This window comes from Kitasatospora sp. NPDC127067 (assembly GCF_042724755.1).
GTDB lineage: Bacteria > Actinomycetota > Actinomycetes > Streptomycetales > Streptomycetaceae > Kitasatospora > Kitasatospora lactacystinica.
Genome location: NZ_JBHXEM010000020.1, coordinates 82,097 through 102,941 on the forward strand (window position 1 = coordinate 82,097; position 20,845 = coordinate 102,941).

The 20,845-nt window shown below is 71.2% G+C and carries 16 protein-coding genes; 12 read left to right on the top strand and 4 right to left on the bottom strand.

Annotation, left to right across the window (positions count from 1 at the left end):
• Positions 1-3: 3 nt before the first annotated feature.
• Positions 4-972, top strand: coding sequence for a carboxylating nicotinate-nucleotide diphosphorylase (gene nadC, locus ACFWJ4_RS11720; protein ID WP_359910497.1), 969 nt, complete (start codon positions 4-6; stop codon positions 970-972).
• Positions 973-1,018: 46 nt separating this feature from the next.
• Positions 1,019-1,807, top strand: a complete 789-nt coding sequence (locus ACFWJ4_RS11725) for a type III pantothenate kinase (RefSeq protein WP_359910494.1) — start codon at positions 1,019-1,021, stop codon at positions 1,805-1,807.
• A 7-nt stretch (positions 1,808-1,814) separates the two neighbouring features.
• On the opposite strand, the gene ACFWJ4_RS11730 is transcribed toward ACFWJ4_RS11725, so the two are convergent.
• Both ACFWJ4_RS11730 and ACFWJ4_RS11735 read right to left on the bottom strand, forming a co-directional pair.
• Positions 1,815-2,738: a hypothetical protein gene (locus ACFWJ4_RS11730; RefSeq protein WP_380542212.1), complete on the bottom strand. Its 924-nt coding sequence runs from the start codon at positions 2,736-2,738 to the stop codon at positions 1,815-1,817.
• Between the two features lie 72 nt (positions 2,739-2,810).
• Positions 2,811-3,365, bottom strand: a complete 555-nt coding sequence (locus ACFWJ4_RS11735) for a SigE family RNA polymerase sigma factor (protein ID WP_380542215.1) — start codon at positions 3,363-3,365, stop codon at positions 2,811-2,813.
• A 162-nt stretch (positions 3,366-3,527) separates the two neighbouring features.
• On the opposite strand from ACFWJ4_RS11735, the gene ACFWJ4_RS11740 reads away from it, so the two are divergent.
• From ACFWJ4_RS11740 to ACFWJ4_RS11775, 8 genes are all read left to right on the top strand, one after another.
• Positions 3,528-4,274 (top strand): hypothetical protein, encoded by a 747-nt coding sequence (locus ACFWJ4_RS11740; RefSeq protein ID WP_380542218.1) that lies wholly within the window; start codon positions 3,528-3,530, stop codon positions 4,272-4,274.
• A gap of 285 nt (positions 4,275-4,559) precedes the next feature.
• On the top strand, positions 4,560-6,344 hold the full coding sequence (locus ACFWJ4_RS11745; protein ID WP_380542221.1) for a hypothetical protein: 1,785 nt from the start codon (positions 4,560-4,562) through the stop codon (positions 6,342-6,344).
• A 96-nt stretch (positions 6,345-6,440) separates the two neighbouring features.
• Positions 6,441-7,997 (top strand): bifunctional lysylphosphatidylglycerol synthetase/lysine--tRNA ligase LysX, encoded by a 1,557-nt coding sequence (gene lysX, locus ACFWJ4_RS11750; RefSeq protein ID WP_359910479.1) that lies wholly within the window; start codon positions 6,441-6,443, stop codon positions 7,995-7,997.
• A gap of 297 nt (positions 7,998-8,294) precedes the next feature.
• Entirely contained in the window at positions 8,295-8,732 is a 438-nt protein-coding gene (locus tag ACFWJ4_RS11755; protein WP_359910476.1) for a BlaI/MecI/CopY family transcriptional regulator, read from the top strand.
• Between the two features lie 11 nt (positions 8,733-8,743).
• Complete coding sequence (locus tag ACFWJ4_RS11760; RefSeq protein WP_359910474.1) at positions 8,744-9,280, top strand: amino-acid N-acetyltransferase; 537 nt, start codon at positions 8,744-8,746, stop codon at positions 9,278-9,280.
• A 91-nt stretch (positions 9,281-9,371) separates the two neighbouring features.
• A complete protein-coding gene (locus tag ACFWJ4_RS11765) occupies positions 9,372-9,725 on the top strand; it encodes an Lsr2 family protein (protein WP_359910471.1) in 354 nt (117 codons plus the stop codon).
• A 637-nt stretch (positions 9,726-10,362) separates the two neighbouring features.
• Positions 10,363-12,882: an ATP-dependent Clp protease ATP-binding subunit gene (locus tag ACFWJ4_RS11770; RefSeq protein ID WP_359910468.1), complete on the top strand. Its 2,520-nt coding sequence runs from the start codon at positions 10,363-10,365 to the stop codon at positions 12,880-12,882.
• 344 nt (positions 12,883-13,226) lie between these two features.
• Positions 13,227-15,572 (top strand): immune inhibitor A domain-containing protein, encoded by a 2,346-nt coding sequence (locus ACFWJ4_RS11775; protein ID WP_380542224.1) that lies wholly within the window; start codon positions 13,227-13,229, stop codon positions 15,570-15,572.
• Between the two features lie 100 nt (positions 15,573-15,672).
• Here the strand turns inward: ACFWJ4_RS11775 and ACFWJ4_RS11780 are convergent, their stop codons facing one another.
• Complete coding sequence (locus tag ACFWJ4_RS11780; protein WP_380542227.1) at positions 15,673-16,899, bottom strand: threonine aldolase family protein; 1,227 nt, start codon at positions 16,897-16,899, stop codon at positions 15,673-15,675.
• 357 nt (positions 16,900-17,256) lie between these two features.
• On the opposite strand from ACFWJ4_RS11780, the gene ACFWJ4_RS11785 reads away from it, so the two are divergent.
• Positions 17,257-18,282: a M23 family metallopeptidase gene (locus ACFWJ4_RS11785; protein WP_380542230.1), complete on the top strand. Its 1,026-nt coding sequence runs from the start codon at positions 17,257-17,259 to the stop codon at positions 18,280-18,282.
• Between the two features lie 15 nt (positions 18,283-18,297).
• On the opposite strand, the gene ACFWJ4_RS11790 is transcribed toward ACFWJ4_RS11785, so the two are convergent.
• Positions 18,298-18,930: a TetR/AcrR family transcriptional regulator gene (locus ACFWJ4_RS11790; protein ID WP_380542235.1), complete on the bottom strand. Its 633-nt coding sequence runs from the start codon at positions 18,928-18,930 to the stop codon at positions 18,298-18,300.
• 221 nt (positions 18,931-19,151) lie between these two features.
• Between ACFWJ4_RS11790 and ACFWJ4_RS11795 the strand changes: the two genes are divergently transcribed.
• Positions 19,152-20,747 carry an MDR family MFS transporter gene (locus tag ACFWJ4_RS11795; protein WP_380542238.1) on the top strand — a complete coding sequence of 532 codons (1,596 nt, stop codon included), beginning with the start codon at positions 19,152-19,154 and terminating at the stop codon, positions 20,745-20,747.
• The last annotated feature ends 98 nt before the right edge of the window (positions 20,748-20,845 follow it).

Sequence of the window (20,845 nt, forward strand, 5' to 3'; positions counted from 1 at the left end):
ACCATGACCCACTCCCACGAGGAACTCCCCCTGGCCGACCAGGGCGGCTGCGGCGACGGCTGCGCCTGTGGCGACGGCGAGGGCTACGAGACCGGTCTGGACCCGCAGCTGGCCGAGCTGCTGGAGCAGGCCGGGCTGGACCCGGTCGAGGTCGAGGACATCGCCACCCTGGCGCTGGCCGAGGACCTGGCCGGCGGCGAGGACGTCACCTCGGTGGCGACCGTGCCCGCCGACGCCGTCGCCACCGCCGACTTCACCGCCCGTCAGGCCGGCGTGGTGGCCGGCCTGCGGGTCGCCGAGGCGGTCGTCTCGCTGGTCTGCGAGGAGGAGTTCGAGGTCGAGCGGCACGTCGAGGACGGCGACCGGGTCGAGGCCGGCCAGGTGCTGCTCTCGGTCCGCTCCCGCACCCGCGACCTGCTGACCGCCGAGCGCAGCGCGCTCAACCTGCTCTGCCACCTGTCCGGCATCGCCACCGCGACCAGCGCCTGGGCGGACGCCCTGGAGGGCACCGGCGCGGTGGTCCGGGACACCCGCAAGACCACCCCGGGCCTGCGCGCGCTGGAGAAGTTCGCGGTGCGCTGCGGCGGCGGCGCCAACCACCGGATGGCGCTCTCGGACGCCGCGCTGGTGAAGGACAACCACGTGGTCGCGGCCGGCGGCGTGGCGGAGGCCTTCCGGGCCGTCCGGGCCGCGTACCCGGAGCTGCCGGTCGAGGTCGAGGTGGACACCCTGGAGCAGATCACGCCGGTGCTGGAGGCCGGGGCCGACCTGATCCTGCTGGACAACTTCACCGTCGGGCAGCTGAAGGAGGCCGTCGCGCTGGTGGCCGGCCGGGCGAAGCTGGAAGCCTCCGGCGGACTGACCCTGGCCAGCGCGCGCGAGGTCGCCCAGACTGGTGTCGACTACCTGGCCGTGGGCGCGCTCACCCACTCCTCGCCGATCCTGGACATCGGCCTGGACCTGCGCGCCTGACCGTCCGGACCCGCGCAGCCCCGTCCCGACTCGCAGAAAGCGGCCCATGCTCCTCACCATCGACGTCGGCAACACCCAGACCACGCTCGGCCTGTTCGACGGCGAGGACGTGGTGGAACACTGGCGGATCTCCACCGATCCGCGCCGCACGGCCGATGAACTGGCGGTGCTGCTGCAGGGGTTGATGGGCAACCACACCGCGGTCAAGGAGGCCGCGGTGGAGGGCCTGGCGATCTGCTCGTCCGTCCCCGCCGTGCTCCACGAGCTCCGCGAGGTGACCCGCCGCTACTACGGCGACGTCCCCGCGGTGATCGTGGAGCCCGGCGTGAAGACCGGGGTGCACGTCCTGATGGACAACCCCAAGGAGGTCGGCGCCGACCGGATCGTCAACGCACTGGCCGCCAACCACCTGTACGGCGGCCCGTGCATCGTGGTCGACTTCGGCACCGCGACCACCTTCGACGCCGTCAACGCGCGCGGCGACTACGTCGGCGGCGCGATCGCCCCCGGCATCGAGATCTCGGTCGAGGCGCTCGGCGTCCGCGGCGCCCAGCTGCGCAAGATCGAGCTGGCCCGCCCGCGCAACGTGATCGGCAAGAACACCGTCGAGGGCATGCAGTCCGGCATCCTCTACGGCTTCGCCGGGCAGGTCGACGGCCTGGTCGAGCGGATGGCCCGGGAGCTCTCCAAGGACCCGGACGACGTCCAGGTGATCGCCACCGGCGGTCTCGCCTCCCTGGTCCTCGGCGAGGCCGCCACCATCGACGTGCACGAGCCCTGGCTGACCCTGATCGGCCTGCGCCTGGTGTACGAGCGCAACCGCCCCGCGAGCTGAGCGGCGCTCAGCGGCCGGGGGTCGGGAGGCCCGGCAGGGCCGACGCGGCCCCCGCCACCGCGTCGGAGGGCAGCAGGGTGGTCAGGCCGGTCGGCGCGGGCGTCGGGATGGTGAGCCGAGTCGCTCCCGGCTGCGGGGTCGGGAGCGGCTTGCCCGCCCGCGGGTCCTTCGGGATGGCCGCCACGACCTTCTTCCAGCGCGGGTCCTTCACCACCGCGGCGAGCCCGTCCGGGGTCAGCGGCGGGTCGGTACGGGTGATCGGCGTGCCCTGGTCCAGCGGCTTGCGGTTCCACTCCTGGAGCATCAGCTCGTACCCGGTCCCGGACAGCTTGGCGGACCAGGTCTTGGAGCCGGCCGGCTCGCCGCTGCGTGTCCCGGCCTGGTAGATGCGCAGGTGCTCACCGCCCGGGAGGTCGGCCTCGGTGCAGGTGTCGTCCGGGGTCGTCGTGGGCGGGCAGGTGGTGTCGCCGACCCGGCGCATGATCCAGAACAGGTACTGGACCGGGCCGTTCCCGTCGTCCAGCACCAGCCGCAGCTGCGGGGTGTCGCTCTCGGTCCCCCGCGCCTCGCCCACCTGCACCGTCCCCGGCGGGAGCAGTTCGGTGAGCATCTGCTGGAACTCCGGACCGGAGACCGGCGGGCCCACCTCCGCACCGGAGGAGGCCGAGCCGGCGGACGCCGGGCCGCTCGGCACCGGGCTGGGCCCGGGCAGCAGGCTGCCGATCCCGGCCGCGCCCACCCCGACCAGGGCCAGCGCGGCGACGCCCGCCACGGTGCCGATCCGCCGCCTGCGGCGCAGCCGGCGCCCGTACGACCAGCCGGTGTCGACCAGCCGGGTGGCCTCGGCGTCGTAGGACCCGCCCGCCCGGCCGAGGGCCTCGGTGAAGGACTGCTCGAACCGCTCGTCGGGCCCGTCGTGCTCAGCGGACATGCTGAACCAACCTCTCTACCAATCGAGTTGACGTGAGTAGTGCGGAGACGTCGCCGTGCCGTGCCGGCCGGCTCAGCGCTCGGCCAGCTCGTCGAGGCTGCCGCCGAGCAACGTGCGGATCCGGCCGAGCGCGCGGAAGGACTGGGTCCTGACCGCCCCCGGGGTGAGCTGGAGGATCGCCGCGGTCTCCTCGACGCTGCGGTCCTCCCAGTAGCGCAGGACCAGCACCGCGCGGTCGCGCGGCGCGAGCCGGCCGAGCGCGTCCACCAGGGCCAGCCGCAGTTCCGGGTCGCCCTGCGGGGCCTCGCCGTCCGGCACCGCGTCGACCGGCCGCTCGCCGCTGGAGCGGCGGCCGCGGTGCGAGAGGAAGACCCGCACCAGCACGGTGTGCGCGTACCCGGCCGGATTGTCGATCCGGCGCTTGGCTCCGAACGGGAAGGTGCGGTGCCACTGGACGTAGATCCGCCCGAACGCCTCCTGCACCAGGTCCTCGGCGAGGTGGGTGTCCCCGCCGGCGAGCAGGCAGGCCGACCTGTAGAGCGGTCTGGCGCGGGCGGCCGCGAAGGCCTGGAAGTCCTCGTCCCGCCGCCCGCTCCGGGACGCCTTCCCCTGACCGTCCGGTTGCATCCTGCCCGGCCCCCTCGCTCGTTCTCCCCTGACATCTGGATGACCAGCTGGCCCCCGGATGGCGTTACAGGTGGCGGCGAAAGGTTTTTTCACCAGGCCGAACATGGGTGGTTCGGCGCGACGTTACCGACAAATCGGATATTCCTCACGTAGTGTCAGCCCATGCCTACGCCACACGGATCGCGCGGCGGTATGGCCTTCAGCGCCGACGAAGTCCGCGTGTTGCGCCGAGCCCTCGCCCAAGCCCTGCACCCCGCCGTCCCCGTCCACCTCCGGCCCGACCGGCCGGCCCTCCCCGGGCCGGGCGCCGAACTCTGGGCGGAGGACGTCCAGGACGCCCTGCGCCTGACCGAGGCGATCGACGAGGCCGTCCAGGAGGGCGGCCGACTGCGCGCCTTCCTGCTCGCCGACCTCGGACGCTACCGCTCCGCCCTGCCCGGCAGCGCCCCCGGCTACCTGGAGCGGCTGGAGGACGCGGTGTCCGACGGGTACCTGCCCGGACCCGAGGACCTCACCGCGCTGCGCGGGCTGAGCCGCCAGCCCTGCGGCCAGGGCGAGCGGGCCCGCCGCTCCCGGCTGGCCGGGCGCTGCCACGCGCTGGCCGAGGCCGCCGTCCGCGAACGGCTCGCCCTCCACACCGGGCAGCCCCGCCACCTGGTGGCCGTACCGAGCCCCGCCGCACCGCCGCACAGTCACCCCACCCCCGTAGGAGGACGGACCACCATGAGCAGCACCGAGTCCCGCCCGGAGCAGCCCGCCGCCGCGAAGACCCCGCCCCGTCCGCACCGGATGCCCACCCCCGCCGAGTTGTTCGGCCGCCGCCCCAAGCCCCCGGCCCGGCCCGCCCCGCCCGCCGACCTGTCCCCCGAGGAGACCGAGGACGTCGAACTCGCCACCGGCACCGGCTGAACCGGCCCATCCGCCGAACGGAGGGGAGACCGCCACCGCGGTCTCCCCTCCGTTCGTGCGCCGGCCCTCCGTCGGCACGCCGGCCCATCGCCCGCAGGCCGGTCCATGTGTCGACAATGCCGCGATCCCGCCGGCCGCCGTCGATCACGTCTTCATAACCTTCACCCCGATGACCAGGCCGTTCGATCCCGTCCTGGGCGAATTGGCCACTGATCAACCGGGTTGACGACCGTTCAACAATCCCTAGGGTGCGGAGCCTCACCACTCCAACCGCGGGGGATTCACATGCTTTCGACTCGCACGCGCCGGATCCTCGGCGCGGGCACGGCCACGATCGTGGCCGCCCTGGCCGCCGGCACCGCGACCGTCCCGGCGCACGCCGCAGGCACCCAGCTCCGGATCTTCCCGACCGGCACGATCCAGATCTCGACCCAGCCGGCCCCTCAGCCCCAGTTCGGCGAGAACATCCACCTGCGGATCGGCCGGACCGGCACCGACGTCGTGACCGGCGCCAAACTCGCGTTCGACACCACCGGCATCGACGGGCTCGCCACGCTCAACGTCCCGGGCTGCGCCACCGCGGGCAAGGTGATCACCTGCGACATCTGGCGCCTCGACCTGGAGAACATCAACATCACCAGCCACCCGTGGCTGAGCGCCGTCGCGGGCGTCCGCCCCGGCTCCACCGGCACCGTCCACGCCACCCTCAGCGCCCCCGGCGCCGAGACCGCCGAGGCCGACATCCCGGTGGAGATCGGCGGTGCCGGCTTCCGCACCAAGGAGCCCTCGGAGCAGCGTGACGTCAAGGTCGGCAGCACGCTCCCGTCGACTCTCGCCTTCGCCAACCACGGCGAGGTCGCGGCCCGGCGGGCGGTCGTCGAGGTCTACCTGACCCCGGGCCTCGACGTGGCCACCTGGCCCTCCAACTGCGAGTACGCGAAGGACAAGGGCGACTGGGCGGGCCACGGCTTCGGTTCCCCGATGCCCACCGTGCACGGCATCTGCACCATCGACGGCGAGATCGCCCCCGGCCAGGCCGTCAAGCTGAACGGCCTCGACCTCACCGTGGGCGCGGACGCCCGCTACGCCTTCGCCGACTACGCCGTCTTCCCCGCCGAGGGAGCGAGCGGCAGCAGCGCCGCGGACCTGCGCCGGCGGATGTCGTTCCAGCGCGGCACCGGCGCTCCCGCCGTGCTGGTGCCGACCTCCGGCGAGGGGATCCCGGACGGCCTCGACATGAACGCCTACTCCACCGAGCAGGAGGTCCTCGCCGACAACGGCGCCGACTTCGCGGTGAACGGCTCCTGGGCACCGGACGCCTCCGGCACCACCGGCACCTTCACCCTCGGCGCCGTCAGCGGCGGCCCGGCCTCGATCATGGACCGCAGCGGCGGCGAGAGCGCGCCCGAACTCCAGGTGCAGTTCCCGGAGGGGGTCACCGTCACCGGCCTGCCGTCGACCTGCCGACCGAACGACTACGTCCTCGGCCAGAAGTCCGACAAGCCGCTCAACAAGTTCAACTGCGAGGGGCTGGGCGGGTTCTTCATCCCGGCCGGCGCCACCAACTCCCACAAGCTGACCCTCTCGGTCCCCGCGGGCACCGACGAGCTCACCGCGACGGTCTCGCTGCAGAACATGGCGAGCGACTACGAGCCGGGCCACCCCAGCGCCGTCATGAGCTGGGACCGCAACCCCGCCAACGACCTGCTGAAGGTCTCCCTGCGGGCCGCCCCGGCCACCACCCCCGGCACCGGCGGCACCCCCGCCCCGACCCCGACCGGGACGCCCACCACCGCGCCCGTCACCGACCCCTCCCCCGCGCCGACCACCGCGGTCGTCCCGGCCGGCCTCAGCGACAAGGACTCCGCGAGCCCCGTCCGGGAGACCGGCACGGGCACCGGCGGCACCGGCACCGGTGGCTCCGGGAGCGTCCGGACCTCCGGCGGCCCGCTGGCCGCCACCGGCAGCTCCGCCGCCCTGCCGCTGGCCGCGACGAGCGCCGCCGCCGTGGTGCTCGGCGCCGCCGGTCTGGTCACCGCCCGCCGGCTCCGGGCCCGCCGAAACGGCTGACCCGACCGGTCCGTTCCCCGGGGGAGGCCGCCGTCACGGCCTCCCCCGCGGGAATCCCGGCGCGGAGCACCGTGTGTGGCTGGCTACCCTTGTGGGGTGAGCGATCAGAGCCTTGTTCCCGCGACCGACGACCTTCCCGAGCAGATGCGCGTCCGGCGCGAGAAGCTGGACCGGCTCCGGGCGGCCGGCGTCGACCCGTACCCGGTCGGATTCCCCCGCACCACCACCATCGCGGACCTGCGTGCCAAGCACCCGGACCTGGAGCCGGACACCGCGACCGGCGAACGGGCCGGTGTCACCGGCCGCGTGATCCTCTCCCGCACCGGCGGCAAGCTCTGCTTCGCCACCCTGCGGGACGGCACCGGCGACCTCCAGGTGATGTTCTCGCTGGACAAGCTGGGCGCCGAGCGGCTGGCGGCCTGGAAGACCGACATCGACCTCGGCGACCAGGTCGGCGTCGAGGGCGAGGTGATCACCTCCAAGCGCGGCGAGCTGTCCGTGATGGTGGACCGCTGGGAGCTCACCGCCAAGTGCCTGCGCCCGCTGCCGGACAAGCACAAGGGCCTGACCGACCCGGAGGCCCGGGTCCGCCAGCGCTACGTGGACCTGATCGTCAACCCCGAGGCCCGCGAGATCCTGCACCTGCGCAGCAAGGTCGTCCGCTCGATCCGCCGCACCTACGAGGACCGCGGCTACATCGAGGTCGAGACCCCGATGCTGCAGCCGGTGCACGGCGGCGCCAACGCCCGTCCGTTCAAGACGCACATCAACGCGTACGACATCGACCTCTACATGCGCATCGCCCCCGAGCTGTACCTCAAGCGGCTGGTGGTCGGCGGCGCCGAGAAGGTCTTCGAGATCAACCGCAACTTCCGCAACGAGGGCGCGGACTCCACCCACAACCCGGAGTTCACCTCGCTGGAGTCGTACGAGGCGTACGGCGACTACGACACCCAGGCCGAGCTGATCCGCGAGACGATCGTCAACGCGGCCCGGGACGCACTGGGCACCACGGTCATCAAGGGCGTGGACGCGCACGGCGTCGAGCACGAGATCGACCTGGCCGAGCCGTGGGAGGAGGTCGCGGTCTACCCGGGCATCTCCGCCCACCTGGGCGTGGAGGTCACCCCGGAGACCGGCGTCGAGGAGCTGCGCAAGCTGGCCGCCGAGCATGGCATCCCGTTCGAGAAGGACTGGGGCCACGGCCAGATCGTGCTGGAGATGGTCGAGCGCCTGCTGGAGGAGAACGCCGTCCGGCCGACCTTCATCAAGGACTACCCGACCGAGGTCTCCCCGCTGACCCGCCAGCACCGCTCGCAGCCCGGCGTGGCCGAGAAGTGGGACCTGGTGATCTTCGGGACCGAGATCGGCACCGCCTACTCCGAGCTGGTCGACCCGGTCGAGCAGCGCGCCCGCCTCACCGCCCAGTCGCTGCTGGCGGCCGGCGGCGACGTCGAGGCGATGCAGGTGGACGAGGACTTCCTGCGCGCCCTGGAGTACGCGATGCCCCCGACCGGTGGCCTCGGCCTCGGCGTGGACCGCCTGATCATGCTGCTGACCGGCAAGAACATCCGGGAGACGGTGCTCTTCCCGCTGGTGAAGCCGGAGCCGAAGGCTTCCGCCGCGACGGCGGAGAAGACCGAGGAGGAGTGACCTGATGGACTACGTCAGCGCGATCGTGCCGCCGCTGGTCATGGCGATCGGCTTCGGATTCCTGGTGCGGGCCATCGTCCGCAGCCAGGGCGGGGCCCAGCGGGCCAAGGAAGACGTCGACTGATCCCGCGCGGGCCGACAGGCCCCGTGAGGACCGGCGGGCGGAACCCGCGACCGACGCCGTCAGCCGCCCCGAACGACCGGCGCGCCGCCATTCCCGATTCCCGGGGGTGGCGGCGCGCCGGTTTGGCGTACTTCACAAGATTTGCCCCATTCACTCCCTATCCTGGCCGCACTATGGTCCGGCAACTCGGCGAACTTGAGAACGCCATCATGACCCGGGTGTGGCAGTGGAACCGACCGGTCACGGTTCGCGAGGTTCTCCTGGATCTGCGGTCGGAACGCGAAATCGCGTACACCACGGTGATGACCGTCCTGGACAAGCTCCACAGAAAGGGCTGGCTGCGCCGCGAGCGGGTCGGTCGGGCCTATCGATATGAACCGGTCTCCTCGCGTGAGGCGTACACGGCGGCACTGATGAACGACGCCTGGGCCACCAGCGACAATCCGGCGGCGGCCCTGGTGCACTTCTTCGGCCTGATGTCCCCCGAGCAACGCGAAGCGCTCCGGGACGCCTTGCGGGTGGCCGCTCTGTTCCCGCCCGATCCGACCGGGGCGGATTCCGCGGACGACGGACCCGATACCGGTGCGACGGAACCGGGAGCGGCGCGATAACGTCCGGGACCATGGAGGTCACCATCCGCCGGGCGCGGACCACGGACGTGCGGGCAGTGCGCAGGCTCATCGACACCTACTCGCGCGACGGCATTCTGCTGGACAAGCCCACAGTCACACTGTTCGAATCCGTCCAGGAGTTCTGGGTCGCGGAACGCGACGACAACGGCGTGGTGGTGGCCTGCGGCGCGCTGCACGTGATGTGGGAGGACCTCGCCGAGGTCCGCACGCTCGCGGTGGATCCGGTCGTCCGGGGCACCGGGATCGGGCACCTGCTGTTGGAGAAGCTGGTGCAGACGGCACGCTGGCTGGGCGTCCGTCGGATTTTCTGCTTGACGTTCGAGGTCGCGTTCTTCGCGAAACACGGTTTCGTCGAGATCGGCGAGCTCCAGGAAACCGATGATGGTACGACAGACCCGGCGGCGATCGCTACGGATGTCTATGAAGAACTCCTCCGCTCGTACGATGAAGGCGTCGCCGAGTTCCTCGACCTGGAGCGGGTGAAGCCCAACACACTGGGCAACTCGCGCATGCTGCTGCACCTCTGAGCCGCTCCACCCGGGTCAAGGGTTTGTGTTTTCCGGAGAAAGGCGCTTTCCTTTCCTTAGGCAATGGGTCGTTTAGCGGAAAGGGAAGCCCGTGGCACAGAGGGTGCAGGTCATTCTTGAAGACGATCTCGACGGCGGTTCGGCGGACGAGACGGTGACGTTCGCGCTCGACGGCGTTGCCTACGAGATCGACCTGAAGAGCGCCAACGCGGACAAGCTGCGCGGTCTGCTGGCGCCGTACGTGGAGAAGGGCCGCAAGCAGAGCGGCCGGCTCGCCGGTGCCCGTCGTCCGGGCCGCAGCGCCGCGGCGCGGCCGTCCGGCGGCGGTGCCCCGGACACCGCCAAGATCCGCGCGTGGGCCAAGGAGCAGGGCCTGGAGGTCAACGATCGCGGCCGCGTTCCGAGCAACGTCCGCGAGGCCTACGAGAAGGCCAACGCGTCCTGATCCCGGCACCGCAGGCCCGCCGGAGCGGGTGCGGGGCCCCGGCGGCCGGAGGCGGCGCCGCCATCACACGCACGGGGCGCGGAGGAGTCTCCTCCGCGCCCCGCGGCGCGTGCCCGCGGGGCCGCCGCACCGGGGGCCTGCGGGGCACGGGCTCGGGCGGCGGAACAATCACGGGCTGTGCAACGCTGTAAGGGCGAAGCGGTAACGAGGACACCCGGGACGGCGTACCCGGCCCCGGCCGCCGTTGAACCGCCGTCACCACGGCCCGACTTCTCGCCAGGCGAACACCGCCACCGCGGAAACTGCGCGAGAACCGCCCCGATACCGGGTATGAATGCAGGTGGACGGGTTCTTCGGCCCGTCCAGGGGCAGTATGTGCGACCGGCCTGACGGTTCCGGCCGCGCCCCGGCGGCGCGTGTTCGCCGATGGCGTAGCGGAATCCGGTGCATCCGGCCCGCCTGCGGGAACACCGTTTCCCAGCATCAGGTTGGGATTGGTGTCGGCTGGTCGCGCAGCATCTCGCTCCTCTACCGGGGAGTGAATCCGTGGGCCGCGCCGCTGAGCGGGACTAGCATGCGGAAGGACAGGGCGGGGACGGACCCCGAACTGCCCGACCGCTCTGAGGAGCGATAAACGATGTTCGAGAGGTTCACCGACCGCGCGCGGCGGGTTGTCGTCCTGGCTCAGGAAGAAGCCCGGATGCTCAACCACAACTACATCGGCACCGAGCACATCCTCCTGGGTCTGATCCACGAGGGCGAGGGCGTCGCCGCCAAGGCCCTGGAGAGCCTCGGGATTTCTCTTGAGGCCGTTCGCCAGCAGGTCGAGGAGATCATCGGCCAGGGCCAGCAGGCCCCGTCCGGTCACATTCCCTTCACCCCCCGGGCGAAGAAGGTGCTGGAGCTGTCGCTCCGCGAGGCCCTTCAGCTCGGCCACAACTACATCGGCACCGAGCACATCCTGCTCGGCCTGATCCGCGAGGGCGAGGGCGTCGCCGCCCAGGTCCTGGTGAAGCTGGGCGCCGACCTCAACCGGGTGCGCCAGCAGGTCATCCAGCTGCTCTCCGGCTACCAGACCGGCGGCGGCAAGGAGTCGGCCACGGCCGGCGGGCCCGCCGAGGGCACCCCGTCGACCTCCCTGGTCCTGGACCAGTTCGGCCGCAACCTCACCCAGGCCGCCCGCGAGGCCAAGCTCGACCCGGTCATCGGGCGCGAGAAGGAGATCGAGCGGGTCATGCAGGTGCTGTCCCGCCGCACCAAGAACAACCCGGTGCTGATCGGTGAGCCCGGCGTCGGCAAGACCGCCGTGGTCGAGGGCCTGGCCCAGGCGATCGTCAAGGGCGAGGTCCCGGAGACGCTCAAGGACAAGCAGCTCTACACGCTGGACCTGGGCGCCCTGGTGGCCGGCTCGCGCTACCGCGGTGACTTCGAGGAGCGCCTGAAGAAGGTGCTCAAGGAGATCCGCACCCGCGGCGACATCATCCTGTTCATCGACGAGCTGCACACCCTGGTCGGCGCGGGCGCCGCCGAGGGCGCCATCGACGCCGCCAGCATCCTCAAGCCGATGCTGGCCCGCGGCGAGCTGCAGACCATCGGTGCCACCACCCTGGACGAGTACCGCAAGCACCTGGAGAAGGACGCCGCACTGGAGCGCCGCTTCCAGCCGATCCAGGTCGCCGAGCCCTCGCTGCCGCACACCATCGAGATCCTCAAGGGTCTGCGCGACCGCTACGAGGCCCACCACCGGGTCTCCATCACGGACGCCGCCCTGGTCGCCGCCGCCACCCTGGCCGACCGGTACATCTCGGACCGCTTCCTGCCGGACAAGGCGATCGACCTGATCGACGAGGCCGGCTCCCGGATGCGCATCCGCCGGATGACCGCGCCGCCGGACCTGCGCGAGTTCGACGAGAAGATCGCCGACGTGCGCCGCGAGAAGGAGAGCGCGATCGACGCGCAGGACTTCGAGAAGGCCGCGTCCCTGCGCGACGACGAGAAGCAGCTCCTGCAGGCCAAGGCCAAGCGCGAGAAGGAGTGGAAGGCCGGCGACATGGACGTCGTCGCGGAGGTCAACGAGGAGCTCATCGCCGAGGTCCTGGCCACCGCCACCGGCATCCCGGTCTTCAAGCTGACCGAGGAGGAGACGTCCCGCCTGCTGCGCATGGAGGACGAGCTGCACAAGCGCGTCATCGGCCAGAAGGACGCCATCAAGGCGCTCTCCCAGGCCATCCGGCGTACCCGTGCGGGCCTCAAGGACCCGAAGCGCCCCGGCGGTTCGTTCATCTTCGCCGGCCCGTCCGGCGTCGGTAAGACCGAGCTGTCCAAGACGCTGGCGGAGTTCCTCTTCGGTGACGAGGACGCGCTGATCGCGCTCGACATGTCCGAGTTCTCCGAGAAGCACACCGTCTCCCGGCTGTTCGGCTCCCCGCCCGGCTACGTGGGCTACGAGGAGGGCGGCCAGCTGACCGAGAAGGTCCGCCGCAAGCCGTTCTCCGTCGTCCTCTTCGACGAGGTCGAGAAGGCCCACCCGGACATCTTCAACTCGCTGCTGCAGATCCTGGAGGACGGTCGCCTGACCGACTCCCAGGGCCGCGTGGTCGACTTCAAGAACACCGTCATCATCATGACGACCAACCTCGGCACCCGGGACATCTCCAAGGGCTTCAACCTGGGCTTCGCGGCCACGGGTGACACCCAGACCGGGTACGAGCGGATGAAGGCGAAGGTCGGCGAGGAGCTCAAGCAGCACTTCCGCCCCGAGTTCCTGAACCGCGTCGACGACATCGTGGTGTTCCACCAGCTGTCCGAGGACGACATCATCCAGATCGTCGACCTCATGATCGACAAGGTGGACGAGCGGCTCAAGGACAAGGACATGGGCCTGGAGCTCAGCGTCGAGGCCAAGAAGCTGCTGGCCAAGCGCGGCTACGACCCGATCCTGGGTGCCCGTCCGCTGCGCCGCACCATCCAGCGCGAGATCGAGGACCACCTCTCCGAGAAGATCCTCTTCGGTGAGCTGCGGGCCGGCCACATCGTCGTCGTCGACGTCGACGGTGAGGGCAAGGAGGCCAAGTTCACCTTCCGCGGCGAGGAGAAGTCGGCCGTCGCGGACACCCCGGCCGCGGTCGCCTCGTCCGGTCCGGACCTGACGAAGTAACCCAACTTTTAACAGACAACTTCACAGCCACCGAGCCCCCGGCGTTCGCGCCGGGGGCTCGGTGCGTTCCGGCCCCTCCGCGGTCGGCACCGGTACGGACCGGGACGGCGGCTTCCGCATGGGCTGGTACGGGTGCGCTCGGTTTCTCAGCGAGCTTTAACCAACATACGGTTGACAGACGGTCAGGTGATAGGGAGTCGCGGAGGATAGCGCCGTGACCATGTCACGGTCAAGGTCTATCTTTTCTGTGCACGCTTGTATCAAATGACGTCCACCTGTCTTTCATTTTGGTTTGCCGGGCTTTGGCCAAGAGCTGGGCCCCGGTCGGGGAGGACGTCACAACGTTGAAGAGCACCAGGAGAACCGCTGCGGCTGCCACGGCCGCAGCGGTCATAGTCACGCTCGGCGCGGGCCTGTTCCCGGGCACCGCCGTCGCCGCCGGCTCGGCCCCGGTCCCGCGGGACCCGGCCGAAGCCGTCCAGAACACCGAGCACAACCTTCCGGGCCCGCTGACCGCGAAGGTGGAGGCGGAGCAGAAGGCCGCCACCGAGAAGCTGCTCAACGGCACCGCCGAGGTCGAGCAGCACAACGGCAGCACCAGCGTGAAGCTCGGCAAGGACAAGTACGTGGAGCTCGCCCGCGAGCGCACGGACAAGATCTTCACCATCCTGGTCGACTTCGGTGACCAGGTGGACAACACCACCAAGACGCCGGACGGCAAGGTCAAGTACGGCGGCGAGGCCGGCCCCAAGCACAACGAGATCGAGAAGCCGGACCCGGCCACCAACAACTCGACCCAGTGGCAGGCCGACTACAACCAGCAGCACTACCAGGACCTGTACTTCGCCAAGGACAAGCCCTCGCTGAAGACCTACTACGAGAAGCAGTCCTCGGGCCGCTACTCGGTCGACGGCGTGGTCCAGGACTGGGTCCGGGTGCCGTGGAACGAGGCCCGGTACGGCTCCGACTACTGCGGCTCCAACGTCTGCGCCAGCGCCCAGGACCTGATCCGCGACGCCGTGGACATCTGGTACAAGGACCAGCAGGCCAAGGGTCAGACCGAGGCCCAGATCAAGGCGACCCTGGCCTCGTACGACCAGTGGGACCGCTACGGTTCGCACCACGACGGGAACTTCAACCAGCCCGACGGGTACATCGACCACTTCCAGATCGTGCACGCCGGCGAGGACAAGTCGGCCGGTGGCGGCAAGCAGGGCACCAAGGCCCTGTGGGCGCACCGCTCGTACGTCTACGGCAACCTGCAGGGCTCGGCCGGTCCCGAGGGCAACAAGCTCGGCGGCGTCCAGGTCGGCAGCAGCGGCCTGTGGATCGGCGACTACACGATGCAGCCCGAGAACGGCGGCCTCGGCGTCTTCGCCCACGAGTACGGCCACGACCTCGGTCTGCCGGACCTCTACGACACCGCCGGCAAGGGCATCGACAACTCGGTCGGCTTCTGGTCGCTGATGTCCTCCGGTTCCTGGCTCGGCGAGGGCAAGAACAGCATCGGCGACATGCCGAACGACCTCGACGGCTGGAGCAAGTACCAGCTCGGCTGGCTGAAGGCGGACCGCGCCAAGGCCGGCACCGAGTCGACCCACCACATCGGCCCGGCGGAGTACAACAGCAACCTGCCGCAGGGTCTGATCGTCGACCTGCCGAAGAAGAGCATCACCACCGACATCAACAAGCCGTTCGGCGGCACCGGTGAGTGGTGGAGCGGCAGCGCCGACAACCTGAACGTCACGCTCACCCGCGACATCGACCTGACCGGCAAGGCCAAGGCCAGCATCAACGCCAAGGCCTGGTACGAGCTGGAGCAGGACTTCGACTACGCGTTCGGCGAGGTCTCCACCGACGGCGGCAAGAACTGGACCGTCGTGGACGGCACCTGGAACGGCACCGCCCTGCCGCGCGAGAACGGCCGTCCGGCCCTCAGCGGCCAGGTGGCCGCCTGGGGCGACCTGTCGTTCAACCTGGACGCCTTCGCGGGCCAGAAGATCAAGTTCCGCTACCGCCACACCAGCGACGGCGGCCTGCACTTCCGCGGCCTGACCCTGGACAACGTCGCGGTCGTCGCCGACGGCGCCACCGTGTTCAGCGACGACGTCGAGAACGGTGACAACGGCTGGGTGGCCGACGGGTTCTCCCGCTTCAGCGGCTCGTACACCAAGGACTACGCGCAGTACTACATCGCGGAGAACCGGCAGTACGTGTCCTTCGACCAGACCCTGAAGACCGGCCCGTACAACTTCGGCTTCGCCGACAAGCCGGGCTGGGTCGAGCACTACTCGTACCAGCCCGGCCTGCTGATCTGGTTCTGGGACGAGTCGCAGACCGACAACAACGTCAGCGCCCACCCGGGCCACGGCCTGGTCCTGCCGGTCGACTCGCACCCGGCCCCGCTGAAGTGGTCCGACGGCGCCCTGATGAAGCCGCGCGTCCAGGGCTTCGACTCCACCTTCGGTTCCCGTCGCGTCTCCCCGCTGACCCTGCACAAGGCCGGCGTCGAGACCGTCATCCCGAAGGCCAAGGGCGTCGACGAGTTCAACGACCTGAAGTCGTGGTGGAGCAAGGACAACCAGTACGCCGGTGTCGACGTCCCGAAGACGGGCACCAGCATCGAGGTCGAGAACGAGTCCTCGAACTACCTGGAGACCTGGATCCGGGTCCGCCCGGTCGACAACTGATCGTCACCCCCCGGGTAGCGATCGGCCTGTGACCAGGCAGCTCTGACAACTCCACGTCCGGCCCGTCCCCGCAGCGCGCGGGGGCGGGCCGGACGCTTTGTCAGGCCCGGCCGGCCGCCAGCCGGTCCAGGAAGGCGGCGGCCGCCACCGTGACGTCGGCGGCGGTCCAGTCGAGGGCGGGCGCCGCGGCCGTGACCTCGGTCATCGACAGCCCGGGCGGCCCGCCCGCGCGCCAGGCGCCGAACAGCCCGATCCCGGTGTCCTCGGCCAGCCCCAGTCCGGCCTCCTCCAACTCGCCGACCGGGTACGGCAGCCAGAGCTGGAACTGGTGGGTGTGCGGCGGGGCCGGATGCACCCGGGCGCCGGGGACGGCGGCGAACGCCCGGGCCAGCGCCGCAGCGACCGTCCGGGCGTGCGCCACGTACCCGGGCAGCCGCGGCAGTTCGCGCTCCAGTCCGGTCAGCGCGGCCAGCGCGAACGGCCACTGCTGGTAGAGCTGCCCGCCGTAGCGGTGCCGCCAGGCCCGGGCGGTGCGGACGAAGCCGCCCGGACCCGCCAGCGCGGCGCCGCTGATCCCGCCGAGCGTCTTGTAGAAGGAGACGTAGACCGAGTCGGCCAGGGCGACGACCTCCGGCAGCGGCCGGCCGAGGGCGACCGCGGACTCCCAGATCCGGGCGCCGTCCAGGTGCAGCGCCGCACCGTGCTCCTCCCGCACCACCGCTGCCAACTCCACCAGCTCCGCCCAGTCCGGCAGCACGAACCCGGCGTCGCGCAGCGGCAGCTCCAGGCTGAGCGCGGCGTACGGCTCGTCCAGGGCGCGCAGCTCCTCGGCGGTGGGCTGGCGCGGCCCGGTCGTCGGCCAGAGGCTGCGCAGGCCGGACAGGACGCCGAGCGCGTGCCGCTCGTGCCGGTCGGTGTGGGCCAGCGGGTGGGTGACCACGGTGCGCGGGCCGGCCGCCTCGGCGTGGATCCGCAGGGCGATCTGCTGGGCCATGGTGCCGGTCGGGAAGAAGGCCGCGTCCTCGGTGCCGAGCAGCTCGGCGACCCGGTGCTCCAGGGTCCGGACCACGCCGTCGCCGTACTGGTCCGGGCGGCCGTCCAGGTCGGGGACGGCGTGCGGCCCGGCGGCGGCGTCCGACCCGGGAGCGGTGTCCGGCCCGGGGCCGGCGTCCGGGAGCGGGCCGGCCAGGTCGGCGAGGCGTTCGCGGATGCTCTGCGGCCGGACGCCGGACAGCAGCCGCTCGCAGCCGCGCAGGGCGGCGAAGCGGCGGTCCGGCAGGCTCGGGCGGTCACTGGCGTCGGGGTCTTCGCTCCTGTTGCCATACATGGCTCGATGGTGCCGCAGCGGGCCGGACCGGTCAGCGGTCCGCACGAAAGCGGTTCGAGCCCGCCAAACCCGGGCCGCGCGTGGCGCTGGTCACAGGTCCGCGGCCCGGTACGACCGGCGGTAGTAGCGCGCCCGGGGGAACCGGCGGGCGCGCCGGAGCGGACCTGGACGATCGGATCTCATGATCGGTACTCCATCGGTTTGAATCTCCGGCGCCACGCCGACTACACGCCGTAGTACGTCACCCCGTTTGGGACTCCGCTCGGTGACCGTTACACCTGAGTGGTCCCCCGCTCAGCACGCGCCCGAACGGGCCCTTCGTGCTGCCCTCGTACGACCCGTGAGGTACGGCAAGCGATGTCCAACGTCCCGCCCTTGGCGCCGGCCCTGCGCCGGCTCGCCGCCCGTGCGGCGGCCCGGGCCGCGGCCTGGCAGCCCCGGCTCGACCACGCCGTCCGTACCCATGCCGTGCCGCTGCACACACTCGCCGCCCGGACGGCGGCCCGGGCCGCGGCCTGGCAGCCCCGGCTCGGCCACGCCGTCCGTACCCACGCCGCGCCGCTGCGCACGCTCGGATCGCCCCGGCACACCACGCTGCCCGGCAGCCGGCAGCGGGCCGAGCACGACCACGCGCTGGTCTCGGCCGGAGCGGCCGCCGTGCTGCTCGCCGGCGTGCTGCTGGTCGCCACCCCGGGCTCGGCCTCGGCGCAGACCGTGCTGCCCACCACCCCGGGCAGCTCGGCCTTCACCGTGCCGAAGGTGGACGTGCCGAGCGCGGGGCTGGTCCAGGTGGCCGGACCCAGCGCCTACAAGCTGCCCGACGGCGGCGACTCCGCGCAGCAGTCCGTGGCCGTGGCGGCCAACCTGCTGCCGTTCGACCCGCCGGCTCCGGAACCGGCACCGGAACCGGAAGCCGCCGCCGAGCCGGCTCCCGAGCCCGGACCCGCGCCCGATCCCGGGCCGGCCCCGGCTCCCGGATGGTCGGCGCCGGTGCCGAACGCACCGACCAGCAACCCGTACGGGAAGCCCAACCGCAGCTACGCGGCCGGGTACCACACCGGGGTGGACTTCGCGGTCGCCCCGGGCACGCCGCTGCTGGCGGTCGGCGACGCGACCGTGGTGTCGGCCGGCTGGGACGGCGCGTACGGCAAGGAGGTCGTGCTGCGACTGGCGGACGGACACTTCGCGCAGTACGCCCACATGTCCTCGGTCGCCGTCTCGGCGGGCGAGCGGGTGTCCGCGGGCGAGCGGATCGGCATGTCCGGGAGCACCGGCAACTCGACCGGGCCGCACCTGCACTTCGAGATCCGCACCAGCAACCGCTACGGCGCGGTGGTCAACCCGATCGCCTACCTCGCGGGGCACGGCGTCACGAACTTCTGAGCCGCCCCGCGGCCCTCAGCCGGCGCCGGGCGCGGGGTGGCTGATCCGGGCGCCGATCTCCAGCGCGATGTCCCGGGCCGCGCCGATCGCCTCGTCCAGGTCGGCGGGGGGCAGCCGCTCGCCCCACACGTTCGGGGCGTGACCGCAGTCCGCGTTGTCCTGCTTGACCAGGAACAGCGACGAATGGACGGTGAACAGCGCCATCGCGGCACGCAGCCGGTCGTGGAAGTCCGCGTCCGGCCCGTGCACCAGCTGCATCATGGTGATCATGCGATCCCTGAAGGCCAGCCCGGCCGGGGACTCGCGCAGCGCGGGCTGGTTCTCGTGGAAGAAGCGCAGCAGCGGGGCCCGCTCGGCCATCCCGTCCGCGAAGCGGCGGATCAGCTCGTCGCGCACCTCCGGGCTCCAGACCTGCTGGCGGCCCCACGCGACGGTCTCGTCGATCGGCGCGGCCATCCGCTCGACGATGCCCAGGACGATGTCGTCCTTGGTCTTGAAGTGGTAGTAGAGCGCGGCCTTGGTGACGCCCAGGCGGTCGGCGATCTCGCGCAGTGAGGTCTGCTCGTAGCCCTGCTCGGAGAAGAGCTCCAGCGACACCTCGATGATGCGAGCCCGGGTGTCGCTGCGGGGGCTGTGCGGAGTGCCCATGGCCTGCCTCATGACTGCGTCGGTGACTACTGCGGACCCCGGGACGGCGGCCGCCCCGGACTCATTCTCCCTGCCCAGAAGGCCGGTCGAGAAACTGGCTTGACGACCGGCTAGTAAACAACCTACCGTGCCGACGATCGATAAACTAGCCGGGCGACAAGTAAGTGAGCCGCCGCACGGCACGACGCTCCGTCCGAACCACCCTCCGGGAGACCCCTCTCATGTCACAGCCCAAAACCACCGGCCCGGCGCCGGAGGACAGGACGGCCGAGGAGGAGCAACCGCGGTCGCCCCGCGAGATCCGCCTCGTCATGGTCGGCCTGGTCGTCACCATGCTGCTGGCCATGCTCGACAACCTGATCGTCGGCACCGCGATGCCGACCATCGTCGGTGAGCTCGGCGGCGCCGAGCACCTGTCCTGGGTGGTCACCGCGTACACCCTGGCCACCGCCGCCTCCACCCCGATCTGGGGCAAGCTCGGCGACATGTACGGCCGCAAGGGCAGCTTCCTCACCTCGATCGTGATCTTCCTGGTGGGCTCGGCGCTGTCCGGCCTGGCGCAGAACATGAACGAGCTGATCGGCTTCCGCGCCGTGCAGGGCCTGGGCGCCGGCGGTCTGATGGTCGGCGTCATGTCGATCATGGGCGCGCTCGTCCCGCCGCGCGACCGCGGCAAGTACCAGGGCATGTTCGCCGCGGTGATGGCCCTCGCCACCGTCGGCGGCCCGCTGGTCGGCGGCTTCATCACCGACCACCTGAGCTGGCGCTGGACCTTCTACATCAACCTGCCGCTCGGCGTGATAGCGCTCGCCGTGGTCGTCGTGACCCTGAAGCTGCCGAAGGTCCGCAGCTCCGCCAAGATCGACTACCTGGGCGCCGTCCTGCTCACCACCGGCATCACCTCGCTGGTGCTGATCACCACCTGGGGCGGCCAGCAGTACGCCTGGGGCTCCAAGGAGATCCTCGGCCTGGGCGCGCTCGCCGCCGCCTCGCTGATCGCCTTCTGCTACGTGGAGCAGCGGGTCGAGGAGCCGATGCTCCCGCTCAGCCTGTTCCGCAACCTGAACTTCACCCTGGTCTCGATCATCGGCTTCATCGTCGGCTTCGTGATGTTCGGCTCGACCGTCTTCCTGCCGCTCTACCAGCAGGTCGTCCAGGGCGCCTCGGCCACCAACTCCGGCCTGCTGCTGATGCCGATGATGTTCGGCATGCTGGTGATATCGCTGGTGGTCGGCCAGGCCGTCACCAAGACCGGCAAGTACCGGATCTTCCCGATCATCGGCACCATCGTGATGACCGCCGGCCTGATCCTGCTCTCCACCATGGGCACCGGGACCAGCAGCTTCACCTCCGCCTGCTGGATGATCGTGCTGGGCGCCGGCATGGGCTTCCTGATGCAGATCACCATGCTGGTCGCGCAGAACAGCGTCGAGCTCAAGGACATGGGCGTGGCCAGCTCCACCGCCACCCTGTTCCGCACCATCGGCGGCTCCTTCGGTGTCGCGCTGTTCGGCGCGCTGTTCAACAACCGGGTGACCGACACCATGAAGGAGCGGCTCGGCGAGCAGGCCGCCGCCGGCGGCGGCGTGCAGGACCCGGGCCAGATGAGCCCGGCCGCGCTGCGCAAGCTGGACCCGGCCATCCAGGACGCCTACCACCACGCGGTGTCCAACGGCATGCACACCGTCTTCCTGTGGGGCGCCGGGGTGGCCGTGATCGCGATCGCCGCGGCGGTGTTCCTCCGCGAGGTGCCGCTGCGCGGGACCGGCAAGGGCGAGAAGCCGGCCGAGTCCTCGCTGGAGGCGGCGGCCGTCTGACGGCCCCCGCACACGACGGCGCCCCCGGGAGGTTCGTCCGCCCGGGGGCGCCGGCGTGTTGCGCCGTTTACTGGGGCAGCCGGGAGACGCCCAGCTCG